Origin of the sequence: Streptomyces sp. NPDC058665, assembly GCF_042714995.1 — a bacterium.
GTDB lineage: Bacteria > Actinomycetota > Actinomycetes > Streptomycetales > Streptomycetaceae > Streptomyces.
In genome coordinates, this window is sequence record NZ_JBHXRX010000005.1 from 155,095 (window position 1) to 179,809 (window position 24,715).

Here is a 24,715-nt window from a genome sequence, read left to right on the forward strand (position 1 = left end):
GACAACCCCGCGAACCGCCGGACGGCACCCCTCTACTCGCGTTCCCCGAACAGCGCCCGTTCCATCGCCACGTACGTCCCCCCGTGGTCCGCCAGCACGTCCGACACCACTCCCGGCCGTGCCGTCAGGGCCAGCAGGATGTGGCCGTCGGTGATCTCCTTGTCGCCGCGACCCAGTGCGACCCGCAGCGACTGCTCCAGCGTCTTCTTCGCGGTGGGCGCGAACTTCCGGTGGGACGTCCAGCCCCGCTTCACCGCCCCCCGCGCCCCCATCGCGCCCGCGCCGTGCGCCTCCTCGACCTTCGAGACGATCTGGCCGACGTCGATCCCGATCCCGGCGAGCGCCGCCGTATCGGCCGACGACATCCCGCCCCGCCGCCGCGCGTCCGCCAGCCCCGCCTCGACCGAGTCGCGCCGGTCCAGGATGCCGAGCGAGGCGAAGGCGAACGCCGATCGCGTCCCCTCGGATTCGAGCAGCGCGAGGAGCATGTGCTCGTCGGTGACCTGGGGCGACGCCGTGCGTTCGGCCTGGGCGACAGCGCCCGTCACCACGGCGCGCGCACCCTTCGTGAACCGTTCGAACATCACTGCCTCCCGTACTTCTTGTGTACCGCCTGCCTGCTGACACCGAGCTGGGCCGCGATCTCCTGCCACGACCAGCCCTGGTTCCGTGCGCTGCGCACCTGGACGGCTTCGAGCTGTTCGAGCAGCCGCCGCAGCGCGGCGACAGCTCGCAGCCCGACGCGGGGATCGCGGTCGCCCGCCCGTTCGGCGAGATCCGTTGCATCGGTCATGACTGTCAATCTACGTTGACAAACGGATCCCGTCAACCAAAATTGACAACTCAACCGCGCAGGCGCCACGCCCAGCGCCGCAGTACGGAGCGGCGGCGGGCAGGACGCCCGGAGGGCGAACGCCCGGACGGGCCAAGGCCGGTGGCGCGGCGGTGGTCCGGATCGTCGGGCGAGGGCAGCGGGAGCTGCCGCTCCGCCGCCGCCTGGATCTCGTAGTGCGCGTCGTGCGCGGTCACCCGGAACGCCTCGTCGTACGAGGCCATGGCCGCGGTGATCGCCGCGCCCGCGCTGCCCCGGCGTCGCACGCGCAGCGCGAGCAGGCCGAAGAAGCCCATGACCAGCGCCAGACAGGCGACGACCACCAGTAAGGGCAGCAGCTCGTTCACGGCACCCTCCTCAGCGGGTCAGCACGATCTTGCCGAACAGATCGCCCGCGCTCATCCGCTCGAAGCCCTCGCGCGCCCGGTCGAGCGGCAGGACGGCGTCGATGACCGGGCGGATGCCCGTCGTCGTACAGAAGGACAGCAGGTCCTCCAGTTCGTCCTTCGTGCCCATCGTCGAGCCGACGATCCTGAGCTCCAGGAAGAAGATCCGGGTCAGTTCGGCGTGCGAGGGGCGGTCGCCGCTGGTGGCGCCGGAGATCACCAGCGTGCCGCCGGGCCGCAGGGACTTGACCGAGTGCGACCAGGTCGCGGCGCCCACCGTCTCCAGGACGGCGTCCACGCGCTGCGGCAGCCGCGCGCCGGGCTCGAACGCCTCGGTGGCGCCCAGTTCGACGGCGCGCTTGCGCTTGGCCTCGTCGCGGCTGGTGGCGTACACCCGCATCCCGGCGGCCTTCCCGAGGACGATCGCGGCGGTCGCGACACCGCCGCCCGCGCCCTGTACGAGGACGGAGTCCCCGGGCCGTACGCCGGCGTTGGTGAACAGCATCCGGTACGCGGTCAGCCAGGCGGTCGGCAGACAGGCGGCCTCTTCGAAGCTCAGCCCCGCGGGCTTGGGCAGCAGATTCCAGGTGGGGACGGAGACCTGTTCGGCGAAGGTGCCCTGGTGGCGCTCGGTGAGGATCGAGCGCGGCTCGCGGGGGCCGACGCCGTGGCCGGTCTGTCCGATGACGGAGTGGATAACGACCTCGTTGCCCTCCTCGTCGATCCCGGCGGCGTCACAGCCGAGGATCATGGGCAACCGGTCCTCCGTGATACCGACCCCGCGCAGGGTCCAGAGGTCGTGGTGGTTGAGCGAGGCGGCTTTCACGGTCACGGTGGACCAGCCGGGGCGCGGCTCCGGAGCCGGGCGGTCGCCCAACTCAAGGCCGTTGATGGGCTGGTCCCTGTCGATGCGGGCTGCGTAGGCGGCGAACATGACCTTGACCCTAGAGCGGAGGCGGTACGCGCGGAACCACACACGCGTGTGAGGCGGGTCCCGCCTCCGCTCCGGGCCGCGCGTCAGTCCCTGCGGTACTGCGCGGGCGACGACTTCGTCGCCGGGTCCTCGTACGCGCCCGCCGTGCCCCGGTCCACATGGAAGGTGGTCAGGGTGGAGACGGGGGACGCCGGATCGCGGCGGTCGCCGATGACCCGCATATGGGTGCTGAACCGTTCCGGCGTGACCTCGTACACGTCGTAGCCGTAACGGTTGCCCTCGAAGTACTGGAGGTGCGGATTCGCCGCGCCCATCAGCGGACCGTTGGCGGCGTTCCACGGCGCGTCGTAGGCGCTGGAGCTGACCGAGTGCGCGGTGAACTCCGTTCCCAGGACGGGCGATTCGGTGTTGTCGTAATCCGGCCGGATGTCGTCGACGAACGCGGAGTGCCAGTCACCGGTCAGGACCACGAGGTCTTCGAGGCCGCTGGTGCGCACGTGCTCCAGCACCTCCTTGCGCTCGCCGAGGAAGCCGTCCCACTGGTCGGTGAACATGAAGCCGCCACCGGGACGCCCGCGCAGCTGGCTGAGCATGATCGAGTTGGCCCAGATGTGCCAGCTGTCGGGCGCGCGGTCGACGGTCTTCTTCAGCCACGCCTTCTGGTCGGCGCCCAGGATGGTGCCGCCGGGGATGTTCTGCGCGGACCGGTACTGCCGCAGGTCGAGCACGGCCAGCTCCAGCAGGTCACCCCAGCGGCGCACCCGGTGGATGTCGATGTCCGGCAGCACGGACTCGCCGGCGCCGCGGTGGGGCTGGTGCTCGTACCACGCCTGGTACGCCGCGGCCCGGCGCCGCATGAACGGGGCGCCGCCGCCCGTACCGCTGTAGTCGTTCGCGACCTCGTGGTCGTCCCAGGTGAGGAACCAGGGGTGCGCGGCGTGCGCCTCGCGCAGCGACGCGTCGCCCTTGTAGAGGGCGTGGCGTACCCGGTAGTCCTGGAGCGTGAGGATCGTCGGACCGTTGTGGTCGCGGATGTCACTGCCCTCGGGACCGTGCTCGTATATGTAGTCGCCGAGGTGGATGACGAAGTCCAGGTCCTCGCGGGCGAGGGCGCGCAGCGCGGCGTAGTGGCCCTGCGGGTAGTTCTGGCAGTTGGCGGTGGCGAAGCGGGCGGAGCGGACGTGACCGGCGGGCGCGGTACGGGTCCTGCCCAGGCGGCTCGTCCTGCCGAGCGCGGTGAAGGCGTAGTAGTACGTACGGCCGGGGCGCAGACCGCCCACCGGCACGTGCACACTGTGCGCGAGCGTCGCGGACGCGGGGACGGTGCCGCGCGCGACGACACGGCGCAGGGCGCGGTCCTCGGCGACGACCCAGCGGACGTCGACGACCTCGGCGAGCTTCTGCTCGCCCGGCTCGGCGAACGGCTCGGGCGCGAGGCGCGTCCAGAGCACGACGCTGGTGGGCTGCGGGTCGCCGGACGCGACGCCGAGCGTGAACGGCGCGTTGTCGTACGTCGATCCGAGCGCCTCCGCGGCCTCGCGGGCCTGCGCGGGCGAGAGCCCGGCGGTCAGGGGCCAGACGGCGTTGAGCGCGCCCGCGGCGCCGGCGGCCTTGAGCAGATCACGTCTGTTGAGGGTCACTTGTGCCTTCCCGAGGCCGTGAGGGCGAGTGAGATCTGGTCCGCGTAGCCGTCGTTCGACGTGCCCCCGCCACTGCGCGTGAACGAGAGCTGTACGTGGGCGGACCGGGCGCCCGGCGGTACGGCCGCCTCGGCGCGGCGCTCCAACAGGGCCGTGGCGTGGCCGCGTTCGGCGGCGGTGACGGGGCCGAGTACGGAGAGCGCGAGGGGGTTGCCCGCGCGGTCCCGGAACTCGACGGACAACCTGACGCCGTCCTCCTGCCCGGCGTACCCGCCGAGCCAGCCGCTCAGCACGTACCGGACGCGCCCGGCGTCGACGGGACCGTGCCCGGTGGCTCCGTGGGCGGGCAGGGTCGCTTCCTGCACCAGTGTGGTGAGGGGGCTGTTCCCCCCGGCGAAGAACCGCGCCCCGGCGGCGGCGCCGGGGCCGGGGTCGGCGGGCGTGGGGTAGCCGTCGCCGACGTCGTATCCGATGAGCGCGGGCGCGCCTTTCCGTACGCCCCACCCGACAACACTCCCGACCGGCTCGGCGGTGCCACCGGGTCCCTTCTCGGCGTCACCGTTGACAAGCAGATTCACTAGCGCCTCCTGTTCGTGGATCCTGAGCGCGAGGATCCCACCAGGCGCGGGTGAATGGGTGGGGGCTGTTAGGTTGCGGTTGTCGGTTGCGGGCGGGGTTCGGGGCCTCCGGAGGGGTATGTCCGGACGGCGTGATTTATGGCGCGTGCAAGGTCGTTGGACCCGATGTTGGGTTCAGTCGGTGACGTACCAGTCGTTCTTGAGGTACTCCATGGTGGAGCTGCCGATCTCCTCCTCTCCGAACGTCACCGAGGACTTGACCGATTCCACGGGCATCTCGAACTTGTCGGCCGCCAGCTCGACGACGCGCTGCGGGTCGACCGTCGCGGTCTGAAGCGCCTTCTTCTTCTCCGGCGGGATCATCTGGAACGTGATCTGGAACGTCGTGGTGCACGGGCCGAACCCCTGGTCCTCGGCCTGCTTCGCCGCGGGCCCGGCCACCTCGCAAACCGTGTCGATGTCCTCGCGGCCTACGGCGTGGAGGAACTCCTCGTACCGCTCGATCGCGCCCGCCATCGTCCTGGGCGCGGGCTGGTCGCCGGTCGGGGTCGCGGACGGCGTGATCGACGGCTTCTCCGAGGGCTTCTCCGCCGGTGTGGACGCGGCCGGTTGCGACGGCTTCGTGTCCGCGTCCTCCGCCGATTTCTCCGGACCGCACGCACACGTCACCAGCACCACGCATGCCGATACCGCCGCGCTCGCCATCGTCCGCGCTTTCATGGGGTCCTCCGCTTCGCCTCACCACCGGACAGCACATCAAGTGCTCACGCAGGATCGGGGGGGAACGGTTCCCGAGCCCAGGGCAGACCGCGCGTTGGAAGGGGGACGTGCAGGGGTCGTGTCCGGACACTCAGGCTGATTTGTGTCGCGTGGACAACCCGGCTCCCCCGGGTCCAACGAGCGTTGCACGCGGCGTAAATCACGCCGTCCGGGCATGACCCCGGAGCGGCACCCGGCAACCGACCCACACCACGAACCCCGCCGGAGGCGGACCCGCACCACCGACCCCGCCGGAGGCGGACCCGCGCCGGAGGCGACCCCGCTGCACGCGAACCGCAACGGGCCGCCCCACCCACCAGGGAGAGACGGCCCGTGCGGCAACGTGGCTCAGCGCCGTGCGACCCCCTCCGAGCGTGCCGCCGACGCCACCGCCGACGTCACCGCCGGGGCCACCCGCTCGTCGAACGGGGACGGGATCACGTAGTCCGCCGACAGTTCGTCACCGACCACGTCCGCCAGTGCGTTCGCCGCCGCGATCTTCATGCCCTCCGTGATGCGTGACGCCCGCACCTGGAGCGCGCCCGCGAAGATCCCGGGGAACGCCAGCACGTTGTTGATCTGGTTCGGGTAGTCGCTGCGCCCCGTCGCCACCACCGCCGCGTACTGGTGCGCGATGTCCGGGTGGACCTCCGGGTTCGGGTTGGCCATGGCGAAGACGAACGCCCCGGGGGCCATCGACGCGATCGCCGGCTCCGGGACCGTACCGCCCGAGACGCCGATGAAGACGTCCGCGCCCGAGAGCGCGGCCTCCAGCGAGCCGGAGAGACCCGCGTGGTTCGTGATCTCGGCCAGCTCGCGCTTGACGTCCGTCAGGTCGTCGCGGTCCGGGCTGACGATGCCCTTGCGGTCGGCGACCGACACATCCCCGATCCCCGCCGCCAGCAGGAACTTCGCGATGGCGACCCCCGCCGCCCCCGCCCCGGAGATGACCGCGCGCAGCTCGCCGAGCTCGCGCCCGGTGAGCTTCGCCGCGTTCCGCAGGGCGGCCAGCGTCACGACGGCCGTGCCGTGCTGGTCGTCGTGGAAGACGGGGATGTCGAGCCGTTCCTGGAGCCGGCGCTCGATCTCGAAGCAGCGGGGCGCCGAGATGTCCTCCAGGTTGACGCCGCCGAAGGACGGCGCGAGCCGCACGACGGTGTCGATGATCTCGTCGGTGTCGGTCGTGGCCAGCGCGAGCGGCACCGCGTCGACGCCGCCGAACTGCTTGAAGAGGATCGCCTTCCCCTCCATCACGGGGAGCGACGCCTCCGGACCGATGTCGCCCAGCCCCAGGACCGCGGTCCCGTCGGTCACGACGGCGACGACCTGCGACTTCCAGGTGTAGTCGTGGACCAGGTCCGGGTTCTCCGCGATCGCCGTGCACACCTTGGCGACGCCCGGCGTGTACGCGAGGGACAGGTCGTCCTTGTCGCGGACGGGCACGGTGGCCTGGATGGCCATCTTCCCGCCGCGGTGGAGCGCGAAGGCCGGATCGAAGGGCTCGTCGGTGGCGTCGTCGCCGACACCGTCACCGGCGGCGTCCCGGGCGCTTTCGCTCTCACTCTCGCTGCGAGGATTCACGATCTCCGCTGCCATGTTCTTGACCCCTTAATTCTCTTCATCAGTTGAGGGTGTCCACTCCTGGGTTAGGGAGGGGTGGGCGGGCACCGCGTACATGACCTGTTATCGGCGATTGGAAGGCCGAACAGGAGGAGGTACGTACGCGCCGGGCGCACCGCACACGCGCCCTGAGCCCCGGATGAGGGGTGTTGGTGTCCTTCATACCGGACGGGCCGGGTCGGCGGGTCGCCCATGAAACCTTCTACACGCGGTGACATGACTCATAGCGGAGTTTCAGGACACTTCCGCCGCACGACACGAAACCGCCTGGAGGAGCGGGACGGACCGGAGATTGTCCGGCCGGAAGAAGGCACTCCAGTAGATGGTCCGGTCTCGATGTGCCGGTCTGCCGGTGGACGGGGGTGACCCGTTATCCGATTTTGACATGACGAGGTCCCTGAACGGCCCAGTCCGAATGGCAAGATGCCCTAATCAGTCACACACGGTCGCGACACCCGATGGCGCGTGCCCACCGCGTGGTAATTCCCTCGTCCGCCGGAGGATCCTCATCATGACCGCCAGCCTCACCAGTCGTACCACCGCCGGGAAGTCCCGGATCGCCGCGGTCGGCGCGCTCGCGGTCGCCGGCGCGCTGCTGCTGACCGCCTGTGGCGACCAGACCGACGACGGCAAGAAGGACCCCGCCGCCTCCACGAAGAGCGCGCCGCTGGCCGACCAGCTGCCGAAGGAGATCGCGGACAAGGGTGTCATCAAGGTGGGCTCCGACATCGCGTACCCGCCGGTCGAGTTCAAGGACGACGCGGGCAAGACCGTCGGTATCGACCCGGACATCGCCGACGCGCTCGGCAAGCAGCTCGGCGTGACGTTCGAGTTCGAGAACGGCACGTTCGACACGCTGCTCACGGGTCTGCGCTCCAAGCGCTACGACATAGCGATGTCGGCGATGACGGACACCAAGGCCCGCCAGGACGGCGTGGACTCCGAGACCGGCAAGAAGGTCGGCGAGGGTGTCGACTTCGTCGACTACTTCACGGCCGGTGTCTCCATCTACACCAAGAAGGGCGACGACAAGGGCATCGCGGCCTGGTCGGACCTCTGCGGCAAGAAGATGGTCGTCCAGCGCGGCACCGTCTCGCACGACCTGGCCAAGGCCGAGTCGAAGAAGTGCACGGACGACGGCAAGAAGGCCATCGGGATCCAGGCGTTCGACAACGACCAGCTGGCCCAGACGCGGCTGCGCGCCGGCGGCGCCGACGCCGGTTCGTCGGACTTCCCGGTCGCGGCGTACGCGGTGAAGACCTCGGGCGGCGGCAACGACTTCCAGCTCGTCGGCGAGCAGATCGAGGCCGCCCCGTACGGCATCGCGGTCGCCAAGGGCAACGACGAGCTGAGCAAGGCGCTGAAGTCCGCGCTCGACGCGATCATCGCCAACGGCGAGTACGACAAGATCATCGCGAAGTGGGGCGTCGACGCCGGCGCGGTCAAGGAAGCCACGATCAACGCCGGCACCTGATCGCACCCGGCTCCGAAAGGCAGCACCCGTGTCTGTTGACGTATCGAAGTCGGACGGTCCCTCCGACGCTCCACCATCGGGACCCGCCGGACCGGTGGCCATCAAGGCCATCCCGGTCCGGCACTACGGGCGGTACGTGAGCGCGGTCGTCGCGCTCGCGCTGCTGGCGACGATCATCTACGCGTTCTCCCAGGGAAAGATCAACTGGGGCGCCGTACCCGACTACTTCTTCGACGACCGCATCCTCAAGGGTGTCGGCCAGACGATGATCCTGACCATCCTGTCGATGGCCATCGGTGTGGTCGGCGGCATCGTCCTCGCGGTGATGCGGCTGTCGAAGAACCCGGTGATGTCGTCCATCGCCTGGTCGTACATCTGGTTCTTCCGCGGTACGCCGGTCCTCGTCCAGCTGATGGTCTGGTTCAACCTGGGCCTGGTCTTCGAGTACATCAACCTCGGGCCGATCTACAAGGACTACTGGGCCAGCTTCATGACGCCGTTCCTGACGGCGCTGCTCGGTCTCGGTCTCAACGAGGCCGCGTACATGGCGGAGATCTGCCGCGCCGGTCTGCTCTCGGTGGACGAGGGCCAGACGGAGGCGTCGCACGCGCTGGGCATGAGCCACGCCAAGACGCTGCGCCGCATCGTGATCCCGCAGGCGATGCGGGTGATCGTGCCGCCGACCGGCAACGAAGTCATCAACATGCTGAAGACGACGTCGTTGGTGGCGACGGTGCAGTTCTACGAGTTGCTGAGATACGCGCAGGACATCGGGCAGACGTCCGGCGCCCCGGTCGAGATGCTCTTCCTCGCCGCCGCCTGGTATCTGCTGATGACCTCGGTCCTGAGCGTCGGCCAGTACTACCTGGAGCGGCACTATGCGCGCGGCTCGCTGCGCACCCTGCCGCAGACCCCGTTCCAGAAAGTCAGGGCCAGTCTCTTCTCCCTGGGCCGCCCGAACGGAGGCACGGCATGACCGCCATCGCGAAGACGACGAACGGCGCGACCGCGATGGTGAAGGCCGAGGGCGTACACAAGTCCTTCGGTCCCGCGCATGTGCTGAAGGGCATCGACCTGGAGGTCGCGCCGCGCGAGGTCTTCTGTCTGATCGGGCCCTCCGGGTCCGGCAAGTCGACGTTCCTGCGCTGCATCAACCATCTGGAGCAGGTCAACGCCGGGCGGCTGTACGTCGACGGCGAGCTGGTCGGCTACCGCCAGAAGGGCGACAAGCTGTACGAGCTGCGGGACGCCGAAGTAGCCCTGAAGCGCCGGGACATCGGCATGGTCTTCCAGCGCTTCAACCTCTTCCCGCACATGACGGCCATCGAGAACATCATGGAGGCGCCGATGCAGGTGCGCCGTGAGCCGAAGGCGGTCGCGAGGGCGCGGGCCGAGAAGCTGCTGGACCGGGTGGGGCTGGCGGACAAGGCCGGCGGCTATCCGTCCCAGCTCTCCGGCGGCCAGCAGCAGCGCGTGGCCATCGCCCGCGCGCTGGCGATGGAGCCGAAGCTGATGCTCTTCGACGAGCCGACGTCGGCGCTCGACCCGGAGCTGGTGGGCGATGTGCTGGACGTGATGCGTGATCTCGCCGAGGACGGCATGACGATGGTCGTCGTGACGCACGAGATGGGCTTCGCGCGTGAGGTCGGGGACGCGCTGGTGTTCATGGACGACGGGGTGGTCGTGGAGTCGGGCCATCCGCGCGAGGTGCTGACGAATCCGCAGCACGAGCGGACGAAGTCGTTCCTGTCGAAGGTGCTGTAGCTGTCGCGAAGGGGGGTGACGGGCCTCGGTCCGTCACCCCCCTCCGTGCTGCCCGGCTACTTCAGCGCCAGGACCAGCGAGTCCGACGGCGAGGACCAGACCGCCCGCGCCTCGCCGAAGCCCGCGTCCATCAGCGTCCTCGCGTGCCACTCGGCGGAGGGCGTGTCCCCGTCCGCGTGCTCGCCGTAGATCGCGAACCGCTCGGCGGTCGGCCCGGCGAGCACCGGGTCCTTGGCGGCGAGATTCCACCATTCGGCCCAGTCGAGGGCGCCCGCTTCCTTGGCGCGGTCCATCTCCCGGTGCCGGTGGGCGCGCTCGGCCTCGTTGATACGGGGCGTGCCGCCGTCCGTCATGTGGTCGGCGTTCATGAAGACGCCGCCGGGCCTGACGAGTCCGGCGATCTGCCCGTACAGCACGGCCAGCGGCTCGCTGTGGAGCCAGTGCAGCGCGGTGGCGGTGAGGACGGCGTCGTACGACTCGTACGGCAGCTTCGCCGTCCAGCCGGGGTCCTTGAGGTCGGCCCGCACCAGGGTCAGGCGGGTGTCGCCGGCGAAGTAGCCGCCCGCGATGGCGAGCAGCGCGGGGTCGAGGTCGACGCCGGTGCTTGTCGCCGCCGGGAACCGCTGCAACAGCCGGTCGCTGATGCTTCCCGTACCGCACGCCAGGTCGAGCACCCTCGGTTCCCGCCCCACCAGGGCCTCGACCATGTCGAGCATCACCCGGAAGCGCTCCTCGCGGTCGGGCATGTACCACTCCTGCTGGCGGTCCCAGCTGTCCTGCCAGGCACGCCATTCGGCCCGCCCCACGGCGGGCGCCCCGCCCACCGCGCTGCCCGTGTCCGCCGCCCCGGTCCCCGGCTCCGTCCCCGCGTCCACCATCGAAACCCTCCGCTCCGTAATACCCTGTCAGCAAGACCAGCTATTACACCGACCCTAGACCGCTGCCGTAAGGACTACAAGTGGAACTGGCCTCTTACTCGGACTACGCCGTACGCCTGGTCAACACCGAGGAACCGGCCCGCGGTACGGACACGCTGACCTCGGTCGAGGCCGTCCGCGCCCTCTTCGGCGGGTCCTCCACCCAGGCCTCGCGCCGGGCCACGGACGCGGACGTCACCCGCTTCCGTTCCGTACGCGGCAGGCTGCGCGCGGTGTTCGCGGCGGCGGACGCGGGCGAGGCGACGCACGCCGTCGACCTGCTGAACTCGCTGCTGCTGGAGTTCCCCGTCAGCCCGCAGATCTCGGGCCACGACTTCCTCGACGACGAGGGGCACCCGCGCTGGCACATGCATCTGGCGGAGCACCCGTCGAACGCGACCGCGGGGTTCGCGGCGATCGCCGCGATGGGGCTGGCGTTCCATCTGACGGAGTACGGCGTGGACCGGCTGGGCCTGTGCCAGGCGGCGCCGTGCCGTAACGCCTATCTCGACACCTCGACCAACCGCTCGCGCCGCTACTGCTCGGACCGCTGCGCGACCCGGGCCAACGTGGCCGCCTACCGGGCCCGTAAACGCCTGGAGACGGAACGGTCCGACAGCACGGGCCGCAGTGCCGAGAAGGCCCACGCGAGCGCCCCGGCCACGGACCGCTGATCCTCGGCACGCGGCCGGTAACGGGCCCGCACCCGGCCGAGCACGAGCTCACCGGGGACGGTGCCGAACACCCGGCTGTCGCCCTCGGCCCCGGGATTGTCCCCGAGCACCCACCATCCGCCGTCACGCCGCTGGACCAGCCGCTTCACGATGAGCAGGTCCTGCTGGAGTGGATGTTTCAGCACGGCGATGTCCCCCGCCTTGACCGGTGCGCGGTAGTGCACCAGCAGCTGATCGCCCTGCTTGAGGGTGGGATACATGGACGGCCCGGACACCTCCGCGATCCCCAACAGCGCCCTCGGCTCCCGCCCGTGCTCCGTCATCCCACACCTCCCGGTCCCACGGTACGTTCGGCCGTCCGGTCCCGATCCGACCCCGGACTTTTGTCCTAAGCCCTAGGGGGCACACGCGAAATCCGGCTTCTCACGGAGTAATGTCCCACCTGAGAAGACGATCACGAGGAAGGACAGCTCAATGCTCTCCCGCCTGTTTGCCCCCAAGGTGAAGGTCAGCGCCCACTGCGACCTTCCCTGCGGCGTTTACGACCCCGCCCAGGCCCGCATCGAAGCCGAGTCGGTCAAGGCCGTCCAGGAGAAGATGGCGGGTAACGACGACGCGCACTTCCAGGCCCGCGCCACGGTCATCAAGGAACAGCGCGCCGAGCTCGCGAAGCACCACGTCTCGGTGCTGTGGAGCGACTACTTCAAGCCCCCGCACTTCGAGAAGTACCCGGAGCTGCACCAGCTGATCAACGACACCCTGAAGGCCCTGTCGGCCGCGAAGGCGTCGAAGGACCCGGCGACGGGCCAGAAGGCGCTGGACTACATCGCCCAGGTCGACAAGATCTTCTGGGAGACCAAGAAGGCCTGATCTTTACCCAGGCTGCCAGACCCGCGGTCTCGCGGGTCGTATCGCTTACCAGTCCGCACCCGATCCGCAGACCGCCGAGAGAGGCGACCCTGCCGGAGCGGGTGCGGACCTTTTTGCCGCGGGCGGGGTGGTGGACCGTTCCTGCCTGTCCGCAGGAACGGTCCGGTCAACTCCCATTCGTCATAGCGCAGTTCACGCCGCGCCGCACTCCGTACAGGACCTAGTTGCCGCCGCGGTTGAGCCAGGCGCGGACCGTGCCGCCGTCGTAGACGGCGAGGTAGTCGGCTTTGCCGTCGCCGCTGATGTCGGCGAACTGGACGTACGGCCGGGGGTAGTTGGACGCGTTGGCCCAGTTGTAGCGGGCCTCGAAGCTGCCGTTGCCTCCGCCGCCGCGGTTGAGGAAGGCGTGCACCGTGCCGTCGAGGCCGACCTGGAGATAGTCGGCCCGGCCGTCGCCGTCGCCGTCGGCGAACCGGACGGCTTCCAGCGACGAGCCGCGGGTTCCTCCGGCCCAGTTGAGCCACAGCGGCCACTCCGGGGGAGTCGGCTTGTCGCTGACCTGCCCGCCGGCGGGGTCCCACTGGTTCTGGTACACGTGGACCGCGCCCTCCGCGCCGACCCGCAGGATGTCGTCACGTCCGTCGCCGGTGACGTCAGCGAACCGGAGGTTGTCGCGGCTGAACGCCTCCTCGTCGAACACGACCCCCCATTCGACGAACTTGAGCTTGCCGTCCGGTCCGGGAGAGTTGATGTGGGCCCGTACCTTGCTCTCGGGGCTCACCACAAGGTAGTCGTCGCGTCCGTCCCCGTTGAGGTCGGCGAACCGCACCTGGTCCCCGTGGACGCCGTCCGCCGGCTTGTACGTGCCCGCGGCCACCCAGTCGGGTTGGCCGGGTGTGCCGACGGTGTTCACCGAGGCGCGAAAGCTGCCGTCGTCGCGGACCTGGAGGTAGTCGGCCCGCTGGTCACCGTTGAGCTCGGTGATGACCGTGCGGCCCTCCCGGGTGCCGTATCCGGGGGCGATCACGCCCAGCGCGCGCCAGCCCTCGCCGAGAGCCGTTCCACTGTCACCCACCCCGGAGTCCCCGGGGTCGCCGGTCCCGATGCCCGAGTCCGCCGGGTTGCAGTCGGCGGGAGCCTGCTCCGCCGACGGCGTCTCAAGCCAGCCCAGGGCGTTCGCCTCCAGCACGGAGTCGTACCAGGCGTCGGCCATCTTCGCGTAGCCGGCGTCCGTCGGATGGGCGTCGTTCTGCAGCCCGTCACTGACCTCGACCCGCGCCATGGCCACCGACAGGACGTGCTTGCCCTCGCGTCGCAGGTCCTCCACCATGTCGGGCAGCGCGTCGTTGTAGGCGTCGATGCGCGACTGCAGCCCGGCCTTGCCGGTCGGGATGAGCTGGGCGACCAGCACCGTGGCACGCGGTGAATCCGCCAGCGCCTGGTTCACCAGCTTCCTGAGCCGGTCGGGCGCGGTGGCCAGCTTGTATTCCTGGTTCATGTCGTTGGTGCCCGCGTGCAGGGTGATCAAGTTCGGCTGGTAACGAGGCACGCTGCAGAACGCGAAGCCCGCGATCTCGTCGATCCGGTCGCCCGGATGACCCTCGTTGTCGCGGTCACTCATCGTGCCGGACCGCACCGACCCGACGAAATCGACGCTGGGCGCGCTGCCCTGCAAGTAGTTGTACAACTCGTCGCGGTAGCCGTTCCCGTCGGAACTCTCCACACCGTACGTGATCGAGTCTCCGAGCGGCATGACCCGCAAGGCGACCGGGATGTGGACCCGGGAGACCGCGTCGGCGAGGTGCCTGCCGACCTCCGCCAGGAACTGGCCCGCCGTCACGCAGCCCGCCTTGAGGACGCCCCACCCGGCGGACAGCTTCTCACCGAACCGGACGAGCGCCGCCCCCAGACGTTCGATGTGAGCGGGCAGCACCTCCTTGGACCAGTCCTTGACCCCGGCCTCCCAGGCGGCTCCGCCGGCGGCCAGAATGAGCGCACCGGCGAGCGTCTTGGCCCATGCCTCACCGTCCTTGAGTGTGCCTTCGATCGCCTGGATGATCATTCCCCGCGTCAGCCCGCCGACGAAGCCGCCGATGGAGACGCACATGACGGCCGCCTCGGGAAAGAAGCCGATGCAGCCGGCCCGCACCACCAGCCCGGCCAGCGCCCCCGCGGCCGAGGCCCCGACACTTTCCCAGAACCCGACGTCCATCAGCGGCTCACCGCCGTCGATGCGCAGCGCGATACCGGTCGCCGTCATCGACAGTTCCCCGTCGAAGTCGATCCAGTCGCCGGTGCCGACACCACCCCCGGATGTGCCGCTCGAATTCGCCTCGAAGTCCTCGCGGAAGGTATCGCTGAGGAGCGGGTTGCGGTTCTGGGTCTCGTCGAGAACCCGGCGCATCCGGTCCGGGTCGAAGTCGGACGCTTCCAGAGACAGGGTGACCGACTCGTCCCCCGCCACCGCCAGGGAAAACTCTCCCACCGAACCGGCAGGCGCGGCCAGGAGCGGCTCCGCCGCCGCTGTTCGCGTCGCCGGCATCGCCGACGCCACAGGTATCAGGCCGACCATCAAAGCGACCATGATGGACATGATCAAGGCCGTACGGCCAGTCGTTCTTCGCGTGTTCACGCGCACCTCCCCATCAAATGAGGAGATCGTTTCGAGCCCCGACAAGGGTGGCGTGAACGCCCGGTGAACACCTCTGTGGGTGGTGGCGGCGCCGTGGGGGTTACCGGTGGGTGAGTGAGGCCGCCGGGCCGCCGGCGCCCCGTAGCAGGGTGTCCACCACCAGGGTGGCCAGCGCGTCCGTGTCGTCGGACGGGGAGTTGGTCTGGGCCGCCTCGTGGATCAGGGCGTAGTAGACCTGCCGGACCCAGAGCAGGTCCACGTCAGGGCGGAGGACTCCGGCGTCCCTCGCGCGCAGGAACAGGGCGTCGCAGCGTTCCAGTACGTCGGCGTGGATCCGGGCCACCTCAGGGTCGTGCGGGGTCGTCCTGCTCATCGCGAAGTTCCAACTGATCTTCACCCGCAGGACGTTGGCGGTCGCCTGGTAGAGCGTGACGAGCGGCGGGGCGGTGAACGGGGCGCTCACCACGGCGTCGTGGAACTGCCGTGTCGCCCACGCGCTCAGCGCGTCGACCAGGGCCTCGCGGGTCGCGAAACGCCGGTGGACCGTCGTACGGGCGACCCCCGCCGCCTCGGCGATCTGCTCCATCGTCGCCGCCGGACTGGCGCTCAGCACGCGTTCGGCGGCGGTCAGGATCGTCTGTACGGTCCGCTCCGCGTCCGCCCGCAGGGGCTTGGGGTTCTTCTGCTCGACCATGACAAGAAGAGTACGCCGCGGTTGCCGTTCCCTGATTAGTTGCAACATATGTGATGCATGTATTAGTGTTTTGGTATCGGCAGTGACTCATCTTTCCGAGCATCGGAGCACGCAATGGATCTGCAACTGGCCGGCAGGACAGCCGTCGTCACCGGTGCGAGCCGCGGGATCGGGCTGGCCACCGTCGCCGCGCTCGTCGACGAGGGCATGCGCGTCGTGGCCGCCGCCCGGAATCCGACTCCCGAGCTCAAGGCCACGGGGGCCGTCGGGATACCCGTCGACCTCTCCACCGCCGACGGACCCGCTCGGCTCATCGAGCAGGCCGCGGCCGAGCTCTCCGGCATCGACGTGCTCGTCAACAACGTCGGTGGCGGCGACGGCGGGGAAGGGCACACCGGCGGCTTCCTCACCTTCACCGACGAGCAGTGGCAGCAGGTGTTCGACCTGAACTTCCTCGCCGCCGTACGCACCACCCGCGCCGCGCTGCCCCATGTCGTCGAGCGGCGCGGCGCAGTGGTCAACATCTCGTCCAACGGCGCCCGTACACCGCACGCGGGCCCCGTCCCGTACACCACGTCCAAGGCGGCGCTGACCGCGTTCGGCAAGGCACTGGCCGAGGAGTTCGGGCCGCAGGGCGTGCGGGTCAACACCGTCTCGCCCGGCGCCGTCCGTACGGACATGTGGGAGAGCCCCGAGGGATACGGTGCCGGGCTGGCCCGGTCGATGGGCGTGGAACACCAGCAACTCCTGGCCCAACTCCCCGCCGCCACGGGGATGGTGACGGGTCGTCTCGTCCGGCCGGACGAGGTCGCCGCCCTTGTCGCCTACCTCGCCTCGCCCCTCGCGGGCAGCACCACCGGGGCCGACCACCTGATCGACGGGGGCGCGGTCAAGACCGTCTGACCCGCCCCACTGCGGGAGGCCCGGTCACTGGTCACGGCGGTGCGTCGCGAACACCGCCACGGCCGCCGCCCCCAGCGCCCACAGCGCGAACACGGTCCACGCCCCGCCCACCGTCCAGGGGAACGGGATCCCGGCTCCCCCGGTGCCGTAACGGATGTCGACCAGGCGCATCCACGCGCTGCTGGGCAGCGCGTGGTCCACCACGGCCGCCCAGTGGCGGTCGTCGGCGAAGACCAGCGGCACGACCAGCAGCACCACGACGACCGTGACCACCGTCGCCGCCCCGTGCCGCAGCAGCACCCCGAGGGCCATCCCGACGAGCCCGCACACCGGCGCGAGCAGCGCCGAGGCCACGACCACCCGCGAGGACCCCGGGTCGGCGATGGACACCCCCGCGTCGTGGCGCGCCAGGATCGCCTGGGACAGCCAGAACGAGAGGGCGGCGGTCACCGCCCCGAACACCGTCATGACCGTCGTGAGCACACACACCTTGGCCGCCATCACCGAACGGCGGGCGGGGACGGCGGCGAACGTCGTACGGATCAGGCCGGTGCTGTACTCACCGGTGATCGCCACGGCCCCGATGGCACCGGCGGTGAGCATCATGAGGGTGCCCGCGTTGGTGGTGTAGGCGTACGCGAGCGCGATCCCGCCGGCGACAAAGTCGGCGCGGTCGGCCGCGTTGTGCTCGGTCCAGTAGCGGTAACGGTCGTACGTGGCACCCACGTTGAACGCGAGGACGACGAGCGTGCCGAGCACGTACGCCCGCACCGTCGAGCGCAGGGACCACAGTTTGAGCCACTCGGAGGCGAGGAGGTCCCGGAAACGGGCGGGGGGTTCGGCGGCCGTCGCGCGGGCGGCTGGCGGCGTGGACACCGTGGTCATCGCGTCGTCCCCGGTTCCGGGGTGGCGGGCCGCGCGCCGTACTCGACGCTGTCGGCGGTGAGTTCCATGAACGCCTCCTCCAGGGAGGACCGGCCGGCGGTCAACTCACCCAGCATGATCCGGTGTTGGAAGGCGACCTCGGCGACGCGCTCGCTGCTCAGGCCGGTCACGGCGAGCAGTTCACCCCGCCCGTCGCCGCCCGCCGGGGTGACGTCCGCACCCTCGGCCGTCAGCAGTTCCGTCAGCTCGGCGCCCTGCCGGGTCCCTACGCGCACGCTCGACCGCGTGCCACGGGCCGCGAACTCCGCCAGGCCCTCCGCCGCGATCAGCTCACCCCGGCCGATGACGACCAACTCGTCCGCCGTGCTCTCCATCTCGGTCATCAGATGGCTGGAGACGAACACCGTGCGCCCCTCCCCGGCCAGCCGCCGGAACAGCCCCCGCACCCACTTCACCCCCTCCGGGTCGAGTCCGTTCAGCGGCTCGTCGAAGAGCAGCACCGGCGGATCGCCGAGCAGGGTGCCCGCGATGCCGAGGCGCTGCTTCATCCCGAGCGAGAACCCGCCGATCCGGCGCCGGGCGGCCCCGGTGAGCCCGACCTCCCGCAGCGCCTCGTCGACCCGCGCCCGCGGGATGCGGTTGCCGCGGGCCAGCGCCGCGAGGTGCGCGGCGGCGGTGCGCCCGCCGTGCACGTCGCCCGCGTCGAGCAGCGCGCCGACATGGCGCAGCCCGCGCGGGCGCTCCCGGAAGGAACGTCCGTCGATGGTGACCGATCCGCCGGTGGGCTCGTTCAGGCCGAGGATCATCCGCAGGGTGGTGCTCTTGCCGGCTCCGTTGGGCCCGAGGAACCCCGTGACGAGCCCTGGGCGGACCGTGAAGCTGAGGTCTTTGACGGCGGTGGTCGCGCCGTAGCGTTTGGTCAGTTCGTTGACTTCGATCACCCGCCCAACGGTGGCGGCGCGCTCCCCCGTCCGTCGTCGGACCGGCGCCGACAATCCCGCATCGGGCAGTCGGCCAGGGTCGTACAACCACGGTCCGACGACCGGCCCGGCCCGCGTCGTTACGATCGGCGTATGCACGCCATGCCGCCGATGCCCCTGCTCAAGCGGGTACAGCCGAGCGTCTGGATCGCCCTCGTGTGGGCGGCGGGCGCGGTGTTCACCTTCCTCATCCGCATCAGGCTGCCGGGCGAGCAGGATCCCGCCGTGCAGCCGGGCGTCCTCCTCTACCGGTGGGACGGGCTGATCACGCTGGCCCTCGCCACCGTCCTGGCGGTCGTGGGCGGGCGACGACTGCCGCGCCGGCCGCTGACGGCCATGGCGCAGCTGCTCTTCGCCTCCGCCCTCGCGACGACGACACTGAGCGTGGGCGAGATCCCGCTCGCGCAGTTCCTGGCGGTCGATCTCGCGCTGTTCTTCGTCGCCTCGACCCGGCCGCGCAGGACCGGGGTCGTGGCTCTCGCCATGGCACTGGGCACACTGGCCGGCTTTCTGGGCCTGCGGCTGCTGCACGGATGGAATGTGGGCACGTCGGCCGAGATCGCCGTGGGTATGACGGCGGTCATCGCCTGGCTCATCGGCAACTCCACGTACCAGGCACGGGAGTACGCGGAGAAGTCCCGCGTCCAGGCGGCGGCGCGGGCGGTCACCGCCGAACGGCTGCGGATCGCACGCGAGATGCACGACACGGTCGCGCACAGCATGGGCATCATCGCCCTCCAGGCGGGCGCGGCGGCGCGCGTCATCGAGACGCAGCCCGTCGCGGCGCGTGAGGCGCTGAGCAGCATCGAGGCCGCCGGGCGCGAGACGCTGGCGGGGCTGCGCCGGATGCTCGGGGCGCTGCGCCAGGCGGAGCCGGAGGACGTCGCGCCGCCCTCCGGCTCCGCGCCGCTCGATCCCCCGCCGCTCGACCCCGCCCCCCTCGACCCCGCGCTCGGTCTCGCCGACGTCGACCGGCTGGCCGCTACGACCACCGCCGCCGGGGTCCGTGTCGACGTGCGGTGGCTCGGCGAACCGCGCCCGCTCCCGCCGGAGATCGACATCTCGGCGTACCGAATCATCCAGGAGGCGGTCACCAACGTCGTAAGGCACGCGGGCACGCCCTCCTGCCGCGTCACCGTCGACCGCCGGACCGGCGGCGGGCTGTCCATCGAGATCACGGACGACGGGCACGGCGGCCCACGCGGCGGTACGGGCACGGGCTGGGGCCTGGTCGGTATGCGCGAGCGCGCGGCGCTGCTGCACGGCGACTTCTCGGCCGGACCGCGCCCCGAGGGTGGCTTCCGGGTGACGGCGACGCTGCCGGTGCCGGCGCCGCCCCTGTCTCTGCCCGCGGGGGTCCTGTGACCGACGAGAGCACGGCGGCGGCCCCGGGCGGCCCGGCCCCCGTACGGGTCGTACGCGTCGTACTCGCCGACGACCAGCCGCTCGTACGCGCCGCGCTGCGCATGGTCATCACCGACGCGCCCGACCTCGACGTCGTCGGCGAGGCCGGCACCGGCGCCGATGCGGTCCGCCTGGTCGCCGAACTCGCCCCCGACGTCGTGGTGATGGACATCCGGATGCCCGGCACGGACGGCATCCTGGCCACCCGGCAGATCACCGCCGGTCCCGGCAGCACACATGTGATCGTCCTGACGACATTCGACGAGGACGACTACGTCTACGGGGCGCTGCGCGCCGGAGCCGCCGGTTTCCTCGTCAAGGACATGGCGCTGGACGACATCCTCGCCGCGATCCGGGTGGTTGCGAGCGGCGACGGCCTGATCGCCCCGAGCGTCACCCGCCGGCTGATCAAGGAGTTCGCGGGCCGCCCCGTGTCCGCCCCGGCCCGGCGGACGATCACCGGCATCACCGACCGCGAGCGCGAGGTCCTGGTCCTTGTCGGCAGCGGTCTGTCCAACACCGAGATCGCTGCCGAGCTGTCCATCAGCGTCGCCACCGCCAAGACGTATCTGACCCGCCTGCTGGCCAAACTCGACGCCCGCGACCGGGTCCAACTCGTCATCCTGGCCTACGAGACGGGACTCGTAGGCCCGCCCGGCTGACCCACGGACCCGCCTCCCCACCGCCCCACGCGTGAGCGCCCGTCAGTCGGCGGCGCCGCAGAACTCCGCCTCCATCACCGCCCCCACCCCGTCGGACCTCCAGTCCCCGTTGAGGTTGACGGCGAAGGCATGACCGCCGTCGCCGGTCGTCGCCGCGTACGAGAGCGAGCCGATCCAGCCGCCGCCATGGCCCCACACCTCGGTCCCGCAGCTCGCCGTGAGCTGTTCGATGCCGAGGCCGTAGCCGGAGTCGAAGACCGTCGTCTTCATCGCCTTCAGCTGCTTCGGGGCGAGCTGTTGCCCGGCGGGACGGCCCGCCGTCTGTCCGCTACCGCCATTACCGCCGCTACCGCCCGAGGATGCCTGGGCGGGCACCGTGAACGCGGTGGCGGCCAATGCCGCGACCGCGAGCCCCACCACACCCGTACGCGTCGTCCTGTGCCGTCGTGATCGCAAGTCAGCTCGCTCCTCTTACCGGGACCGCCGTCCCGGGAAGAAACCGAAAAAGGTGAGATAAGGGTTGAGAGGCTCAATCCCGCAGTACGCGGCGGACGCTGGCCCGTACGACATCCTGGTCGCGCCGTACCGCCTCGTACTCCGCCCGGTGGCTGGCGATATCCGCGGTTTGGCTTCGTGCCGAGCCGGCCCACCACTCCCCGACCGTGTTGTGCTCGCGCGCGCACTCGATGTCGGCGACCGCCGTGTCCCGTTCCCTCTGCGTACGGGGGGTGTTGCCGTCGTCGCCACGGTGCCACGCCTTGTCGCGGAAGGCGGCCTCGCGGTCCTCGTACCGTGCGGAGCCCTTGTCCTCGACACATGTCGACCAGGTGCGCAGCGCCTCGCTCACCTCCGGGTCCTTCAGCGCCTTCTTCGCCAACGCCCCGGCCCAGCCGGACGTGTAGGTCCACATCCGGGTGGTGTTCCCGACGCCCTTGGTGAGCCCGGTGGCGGCCTTGCCGTAACAGCCGGTCCCGGGGACCTCACGGCCCTTGACGGTGAGGCCGGGAGTTCGGTCGGCGTTGTAGAACACCCGGTACTCCGCGTCGGTCATCGCGCGGGCCTTCTTCACCTGCCCGCCGTCGGCGGCCTTCGGGTCCCAGCCGTAGCCGAAGCGCCGGGCCTCGTCGAGGTCGAGCTCGCCGAACGGAGTCGGCATCGCCACCGCCACCAGCATGCCGGCGGCCCCTCCGACCATGTTCACCGAGCCGGGCAGGGCAGGGTCGAGAGGGAAGTCGGTGAAGCCGAAGTCCGCCATGCAGCGCTGCGCGGCGCGCGCCTGCGCCTGGGTGAAGCGCTCGGTGTCGCTGTCGCTGAACTCGTAGCGGGCGAGCGGCAGTTCGGGGATGTCGTCCTCGTTCTCCACCTTCGGCACGCGGCTGCCGTCGGTGTACGCGGAGGTGTCGCTCCCGCCGGGGTCCGCAGAGCCGGTCCCACACCCGGCCAGGGCGACGACGGCCGCGAACGCGGCGCCCACGGCGACCGGGGACGTGCCCCTCACGCGCCCGAGCCCTTCGCTCCGCCGACGCCGGCCTCGGCGACTTCGGCGACCTCTGAGACTTCGGCGACCGCCGTGATCTCCACCAACTGCCCCGTGTACCCCAGGCACGCCACTCCGAGGAGGGTGGAGGTGTGCGGCCCGGTGGTGAGGCCCGAGGCGTGGACGACGTCCCAGACCCGGCTCAGATCCGCCGGGTCCGACGCCACCACGTACACGTCGGTGGATATCACCCGGCTCAGATCGCTGCCGACGGCGCCCAGCGCCGTCTCCAGATTGGCCAGGACCTGCTCGGTCTGCGCGACGAAGTCGCCGGGTCCGACGAGCGTGCCGTCCTTGTCGAGCGGCACGGAACCGGCCATGAACGCCAGTCGGCTGCCGGTCTCGACCACGGCCGCGTGCGCGTAGCCGGGCGGCGGGAAGAGGGTCGGGACGGTCGTACGCCGCGCCATGGGGTCGCTCCTTGCTGTCGGTTGTCGTCATCCGGTGTCATCGGGGCTGCTGTCGAAGAGCGCGCGCCCCGGCCCGGGTGTCATTGTCGGCGTGACGGCCCGGCACGTCACCGGGGTTTCCGCCGTCCGCCGGGTCTGCGGCACCGCCTCGTACCACCGCCACCGCCAGCAGCGCGACGGCGAGTCCGGCGGCGGTCTGCGGGCCGAAGGGTTCGCCGAACATGATCGCGCCCCATACTGCCGTGACCGGTGCCATCAGGAACATCAGGGTGTTCACCCGCAGCACCCCGGAGCGGCGCAGGACCAGCCAGTACAGGCCGTATCCGCCGAACGTCGCCAGGACCACCAGCCAGCCGACCGCGAACCAGAAGGACGTCTCGGCGGGCGGCACCGCCGCACCGGCGACGGCGGCCAGGACGGTGAAGACGACGGCGCTCGTGCCGCAGTGGATCGTCATCGCCACGGACGGCGCGACCGGGCGCCGCGAGCGGCTCTCCAGGAACGTGGCGGCGACCAGCGACAGCATGCCGAGGAACGGCACGGCGTACGCCCACGGCGCCACGCCCTCAACCGCCGCCGCGTCGGCCGACGTCACGACGAGTACTCCCGTCACGCCGAGGCACAGGCCCAGCCACTGGCGCCCGGAGACGTGACTCCGCAGCAAGGGTCCGGCGAGCGCGCCGGCGACGAGCGGCTGTGTCCCGTCGATCAGCGCGGTCGTACCGCTGGAGACGCCGAGCTGGATCGCGTAGTAGACGGTGAGGAGGTAGCCGCTCTGCGACAGCGCGCCGATCACGCACTGCCGCAGCAGATCCCGCGCCGTCAGCCCGCGCCAGGCCGCGCGGGCGCGGACGACGGCGACCGCCCCGAGGACCAGTGCCAGGGGCAGGAAGCGCCACATCAGGACGGTGACGGCGTCGGCGCTGCCGGCGCCGAGCTTGGCTCCGATGAAACCGGAGCTCCAGCAGACGACGAACGCGGCGGAGAGCAGGAGATTCACGGCAGGACACCACCCGTGACTGGAGACAAGTAGACCGATCTGTTTACTTACCCTCCCCACTATACAGAGCGGTATACTTTTGGGTATGAGCGTGAAGAGAGGCAAGAGCGCGAGCGGCTCCCCGGGACTACCCGCCGCGCCCGCCAACCCCTCCAGCCCCGCCGTGCACTCCCGGCGCCAACCGCACCGGATCGTCGTGACTCCCGGCGCGCGACGCGCGCTCGACGCCGCGTCCCGGCTGTTCTACGAGCACGGCATCCACGCCGTCGGTGTCGACCTCATCGCCGCCGAGGCCGGGGTCACCAAGAAGACGCTCTACGACCGGTTCGGCTCGAAGGAGCAGATCGTCGTCGAGTATCTGGCCGGCCGCGACGAGCGCTGGCGGGCCTTCCTGGACGAGCGGCTGGCCGCCGTGCCCCCGTCACCCGCCGAGCACGTCCTCGCGGTCTTCGACGCCTCTCGCGCCTGGGCGGAGGCGAACAGCTCACGGGGCTGCGCCATGGTCAACGCGCACGCCGAGATCGACGACCCGGAGCATCCGGCGTACGCGGTCATCGTCGGCCAGAAGACATGGATGCTGGAGCTGTTCACCTCCCTCGCACGGGAGATCACGGCGCCGGGCGAGGCGGCCTCGTCGGAGACGGCCGACCGCCTCGCCCGCACGCTCATGCTCCTTCACGAGGGAGCGCTCGTCGCCCATGGCCTGGGGATCTTCCCCGACGCGCTCGGGCTCGCCCGCGATCAGGCGCGGGTCGCGCTCGGGCCGTACTCCTGACGGTCCAAGTCGTGACGGTCCGAGCTCCCCGCACGCCCCGGAAACGTCCACGCCCGGTCCCCCAGCAGCGCGAGCGCCACCGGGAGCAGTACGCCCCGTACCGAGCATCTTGTACTCGATCGCGGACAGCGTCGTGAACACCGAGAAGACGCCGACCATGATGGCGGCGGCGCTGGTCACGACGCCCGCGCTCGCCGCGATGCCGCCGACGATCGCCTCGCGCCCGCCGTCCGGGCCCCGCGAACCGGCCCACCGTTCGCGGATCCGGCTGAGGATGAAGATGTGGTAGTCCATGCTCAGCCCGAAGAGGATCACGAACATGAACAGCGGCAGCCAACTCACCACGCCCCCATAGGCGTTGAAGCCGAGCAGCGACTCCAGCCGA

At 70.6% G+C, this 24,715-nt stretch carries 27 protein-coding genes and 1 pseudogene; 9 read left to right on the forward strand and 19 right to left on the reverse strand.

Annotation, left to right across the window (positions count from 1 at the left end):
- Positions 1-32: 32 nt before the first annotated feature.
- The 8 genes from ACFWV8_RS04770 to ACFWV8_RS04805 all read right to left on the reverse strand — a co-directional run bounded on the left by ACFWV8_RS04770 (position 33) and on the right by ACFWV8_RS04805 (position 6,725).
- Positions 33-584: a Clp protease N-terminal domain-containing protein gene (locus ACFWV8_RS04770; protein WP_384197980.1), complete on the reverse strand. Its 552-nt coding sequence runs from the start codon at positions 582-584 to the stop codon at positions 33-35.
- Positions 584-793 carry a helix-turn-helix domain-containing protein gene (locus ACFWV8_RS04775; protein WP_069630502.1) on the reverse strand — a complete coding sequence of 70 codons (210 nt, stop codon included), beginning with the start codon at positions 791-793 and terminating at the stop codon, positions 584-586. Before ACFWV8_RS04775 ends, ACFWV8_RS04770 begins: the two co-directional genes overlap by 1 nt.
- A gap of 50 nt (positions 794-843) precedes the next feature.
- Positions 844-1,179: a hypothetical protein gene (locus ACFWV8_RS04780; RefSeq protein WP_384197982.1), complete on the reverse strand. Its 336-nt coding sequence runs from the start codon at positions 1,177-1,179 to the stop codon at positions 844-846.
- A gap of 10 nt (positions 1,180-1,189) precedes the next feature.
- The gene (locus ACFWV8_RS04785; RefSeq protein WP_384197983.1) at positions 1,190-2,152 is read right to left on the reverse strand and encodes a zinc-binding dehydrogenase; all 963 of its coding nucleotides are present in this window, start codon (positions 2,150-2,152) and stop codon (positions 1,190-1,192) included.
- Between the two features lie 83 nt (positions 2,153-2,235).
- On the reverse strand, positions 2,236-3,792 hold the full coding sequence (locus ACFWV8_RS04790; RefSeq protein ID WP_384197985.1) for an alkaline phosphatase D family protein: 1,557 nt from the start codon (positions 3,790-3,792) through the stop codon (positions 2,236-2,238).
- Complete coding sequence (locus tag ACFWV8_RS04795) at positions 3,789-4,370, reverse strand: phosphoesterase (protein ID WP_384197987.1); 582 nt, start codon at positions 4,368-4,370, stop codon at positions 3,789-3,791. The genes ACFWV8_RS04790 and ACFWV8_RS04795 overlap by 4 nt, the downstream gene beginning before the upstream one ends.
- A gap of 174 nt (positions 4,371-4,544) precedes the next feature.
- A complete protein-coding gene (locus tag ACFWV8_RS04800) occupies positions 4,545-5,090 on the reverse strand; it encodes a hypothetical protein (RefSeq protein WP_384197989.1) in 546 nt (181 codons plus the stop codon).
- A gap of 387 nt (positions 5,091-5,477) precedes the next feature.
- Positions 5,478-6,725, reverse strand: a complete 1,248-nt coding sequence (locus tag ACFWV8_RS04805; RefSeq protein ID WP_329381683.1) for an NADP-dependent malic enzyme — start codon at positions 6,723-6,725, stop codon at positions 5,478-5,480.
- A 535-nt stretch (positions 6,726-7,260) separates the two neighbouring features.
- Here ACFWV8_RS04805 and ACFWV8_RS04810 point away from each other — a divergent pair.
- Genes ACFWV8_RS04810 through ACFWV8_RS04820 form a run of 3 tightly spaced genes read left to right on the forward strand, consistent with a single transcriptional unit; the run spans position 7,261 to position 9,987 of the window.
- A complete protein-coding gene (locus ACFWV8_RS04810) occupies positions 7,261-8,223 on the forward strand; it encodes an ABC transporter substrate-binding protein (RefSeq protein ID WP_384197991.1) in 963 nt (320 codons plus the stop codon).
- A gap of 28 nt (positions 8,224-8,251) precedes the next feature.
- The gene (locus ACFWV8_RS04815; RefSeq protein WP_384197993.1) at positions 8,252-9,199 is read left to right on the forward strand and encodes an amino acid ABC transporter permease; all 948 of its coding nucleotides are present in this window, start codon (positions 8,252-8,254) and stop codon (positions 9,197-9,199) included.
- Positions 9,196-9,987 (forward strand): amino acid ABC transporter ATP-binding protein, encoded by a 792-nt coding sequence (locus ACFWV8_RS04820; protein WP_329381692.1) that lies wholly within the window; start codon positions 9,196-9,198, stop codon positions 9,985-9,987. Before ACFWV8_RS04815 ends, ACFWV8_RS04820 begins: the two co-directional genes overlap by 4 nt.
- Positions 9,988-10,043: 56 nt before the next feature.
- On the opposite strand, the gene ACFWV8_RS04825 is transcribed toward ACFWV8_RS04820, so the two are convergent.
- Entirely contained in the window at positions 10,044-10,865 is an 822-nt protein-coding gene (locus ACFWV8_RS04825; RefSeq protein ID WP_384197996.1) for a class I SAM-dependent methyltransferase, read from the reverse strand.
- A gap of 80 nt (positions 10,866-10,945) precedes the next feature.
- Here ACFWV8_RS04825 and ACFWV8_RS04830 point away from each other — a divergent pair, with 80 nt between their 5' ends.
- Positions 10,946-11,578, forward strand: coding sequence for a CGNR zinc finger domain-containing protein (locus tag ACFWV8_RS04830; protein ID WP_329381695.1), 633 nt, complete (start codon positions 10,946-10,948; stop codon positions 11,576-11,578).
- On the opposite strand, the gene sodX is transcribed toward ACFWV8_RS04830, so the two are convergent.
- A complete protein-coding gene (gene sodX / locus ACFWV8_RS04835) occupies positions 11,482-11,901 on the reverse strand; it encodes a nickel-type superoxide dismutase maturation protease (protein WP_384197998.1) in 420 nt (139 codons plus the stop codon). The genes ACFWV8_RS04830 and sodX overlap by 97 nt on opposite strands.
- Before the next feature lie 151 nt (positions 11,902-12,052).
- On the opposite strand from sodX, the gene sodN reads away from it, so the two are divergent.
- A complete protein-coding gene (sodN, locus tag ACFWV8_RS04840; RefSeq protein WP_189105510.1) occupies positions 12,053-12,448 on the forward strand; it encodes a superoxide dismutase, Ni in 396 nt (131 codons plus the stop codon).
- Positions 12,449-12,668: 220 nt separating this feature from the next.
- On the opposite strand, the gene ACFWV8_RS04845 is transcribed toward sodN, so the two are convergent.
- Both ACFWV8_RS04845 and ACFWV8_RS04850 read right to left on the reverse strand, forming a co-directional pair.
- A complete protein-coding gene (locus tag ACFWV8_RS04845) occupies positions 12,669-15,041 on the reverse strand; it encodes an FG-GAP-like repeat-containing protein (protein WP_384198000.1) in 2,373 nt (790 codons plus the stop codon).
- 139 nt (positions 15,042-15,180) lie between these two features.
- Positions 15,181-15,774, reverse strand: a complete 594-nt coding sequence (locus ACFWV8_RS04850; RefSeq protein ID WP_384198002.1) for a TetR/AcrR family transcriptional regulator — start codon at positions 15,772-15,774, stop codon at positions 15,181-15,183.
- Between the two features lie 114 nt (positions 15,775-15,888).
- Here ACFWV8_RS04850 and ACFWV8_RS04855 point away from each other — a divergent pair, with 114 nt between their 5' ends.
- On the forward strand, positions 15,889-16,677 hold the full coding sequence (locus tag ACFWV8_RS04855; RefSeq protein WP_384198004.1) for an SDR family NAD(P)-dependent oxidoreductase: 789 nt from the start codon (positions 15,889-15,891) through the stop codon (positions 16,675-16,677).
- Between the two features lie 24 nt (positions 16,678-16,701).
- Here the strand turns inward: ACFWV8_RS04855 and ACFWV8_RS04860 are convergent, their stop codons facing one another.
- Together ACFWV8_RS04860 and ACFWV8_RS04865 are read right to left on the reverse strand one after the other, a co-directional pair.
- Entirely contained in the window at positions 16,702-17,562 is an 861-nt protein-coding gene (locus ACFWV8_RS04860; RefSeq protein ID WP_384198006.1) for an ABC transporter permease, read from the reverse strand.
- Positions 17,559-18,503: an ATP-binding cassette domain-containing protein gene (locus ACFWV8_RS04865; protein WP_384198008.1), complete on the reverse strand. Its 945-nt coding sequence runs from the start codon at positions 18,501-18,503 to the stop codon at positions 17,559-17,561. Before ACFWV8_RS04865 ends, ACFWV8_RS04860 begins: the two co-directional genes overlap by 4 nt.
- Positions 18,504-18,635: 132 nt before the next feature.
- On the opposite strand from ACFWV8_RS04865, the gene ACFWV8_RS04870 reads away from it, so the two are divergent.
- Both ACFWV8_RS04870 and ACFWV8_RS04875 read left to right on the forward strand, forming a co-directional pair.
- Positions 18,636-19,907 carry a sensor histidine kinase gene (locus ACFWV8_RS04870; RefSeq protein WP_384198010.1) on the forward strand — a complete coding sequence of 424 codons (1,272 nt, stop codon included), beginning with the start codon at positions 18,636-18,638 and terminating at the stop codon, positions 19,905-19,907.
- The gene (locus ACFWV8_RS04875) at positions 19,904-20,608 is read left to right on the forward strand and encodes a response regulator (RefSeq protein WP_384198012.1); all 705 of its coding nucleotides are present in this window, start codon (positions 19,904-19,906) and stop codon (positions 20,606-20,608) included. The genes ACFWV8_RS04870 and ACFWV8_RS04875 overlap by 4 nt, the downstream gene beginning before the upstream one ends.
- 42 nt (positions 20,609-20,650) lie before the next feature.
- On the opposite strand, the gene ACFWV8_RS04880 is transcribed toward ACFWV8_RS04875, so the two are convergent.
- The 4 genes from ACFWV8_RS04880 to ACFWV8_RS04895 form a co-directional block, all read right to left on the reverse strand.
- Complete coding sequence (locus ACFWV8_RS04880; RefSeq protein ID WP_384198013.1) at positions 20,651-21,064, reverse strand: hypothetical protein; 414 nt, start codon at positions 21,062-21,064, stop codon at positions 20,651-20,653.
- A gap of 73 nt (positions 21,065-21,137) precedes the next feature.
- Positions 21,138-22,106, reverse strand: coding sequence for a hypothetical protein (locus ACFWV8_RS04885; RefSeq protein WP_384198015.1), 969 nt, complete (start codon positions 22,104-22,106; stop codon positions 21,138-21,140).
- Positions 22,103-22,555: a RidA family protein gene (locus ACFWV8_RS04890; protein ID WP_384198017.1), complete on the reverse strand. Its 453-nt coding sequence runs from the start codon at positions 22,553-22,555 to the stop codon at positions 22,103-22,105. The genes ACFWV8_RS04885 and ACFWV8_RS04890 overlap by 4 nt, the downstream gene beginning before the upstream one ends.
- A gap of 37 nt (positions 22,556-22,592) precedes the next feature.
- Complete coding sequence (locus tag ACFWV8_RS04895; protein ID WP_384198019.1) at positions 22,593-23,555, reverse strand: DMT family transporter; 963 nt, start codon at positions 23,553-23,555, stop codon at positions 22,593-22,595.
- Between the two features lie 85 nt (positions 23,556-23,640).
- Here ACFWV8_RS04895 and ACFWV8_RS04900 point away from each other — a divergent pair, with 85 nt between their 5' ends.
- On the forward strand, positions 23,641-24,330 hold the full coding sequence (locus ACFWV8_RS04900) for a TetR/AcrR family transcriptional regulator (RefSeq protein ID WP_384198020.1): 690 nt from the start codon (positions 23,641-23,643) through the stop codon (positions 24,328-24,330).
- Positions 24,331-24,516: 186 nt separating this feature from the next.
- On the opposite strand, the pseudogene ACFWV8_RS04905 reads toward ACFWV8_RS04900, so the two are convergent.
- Positions 24,517-24,651: pseudogene (locus tag ACFWV8_RS04905) on the reverse strand (hypothetical protein); the annotation flags it as partial.
- Between the last annotated feature and the right edge of the window lie 64 nt (positions 24,652-24,715).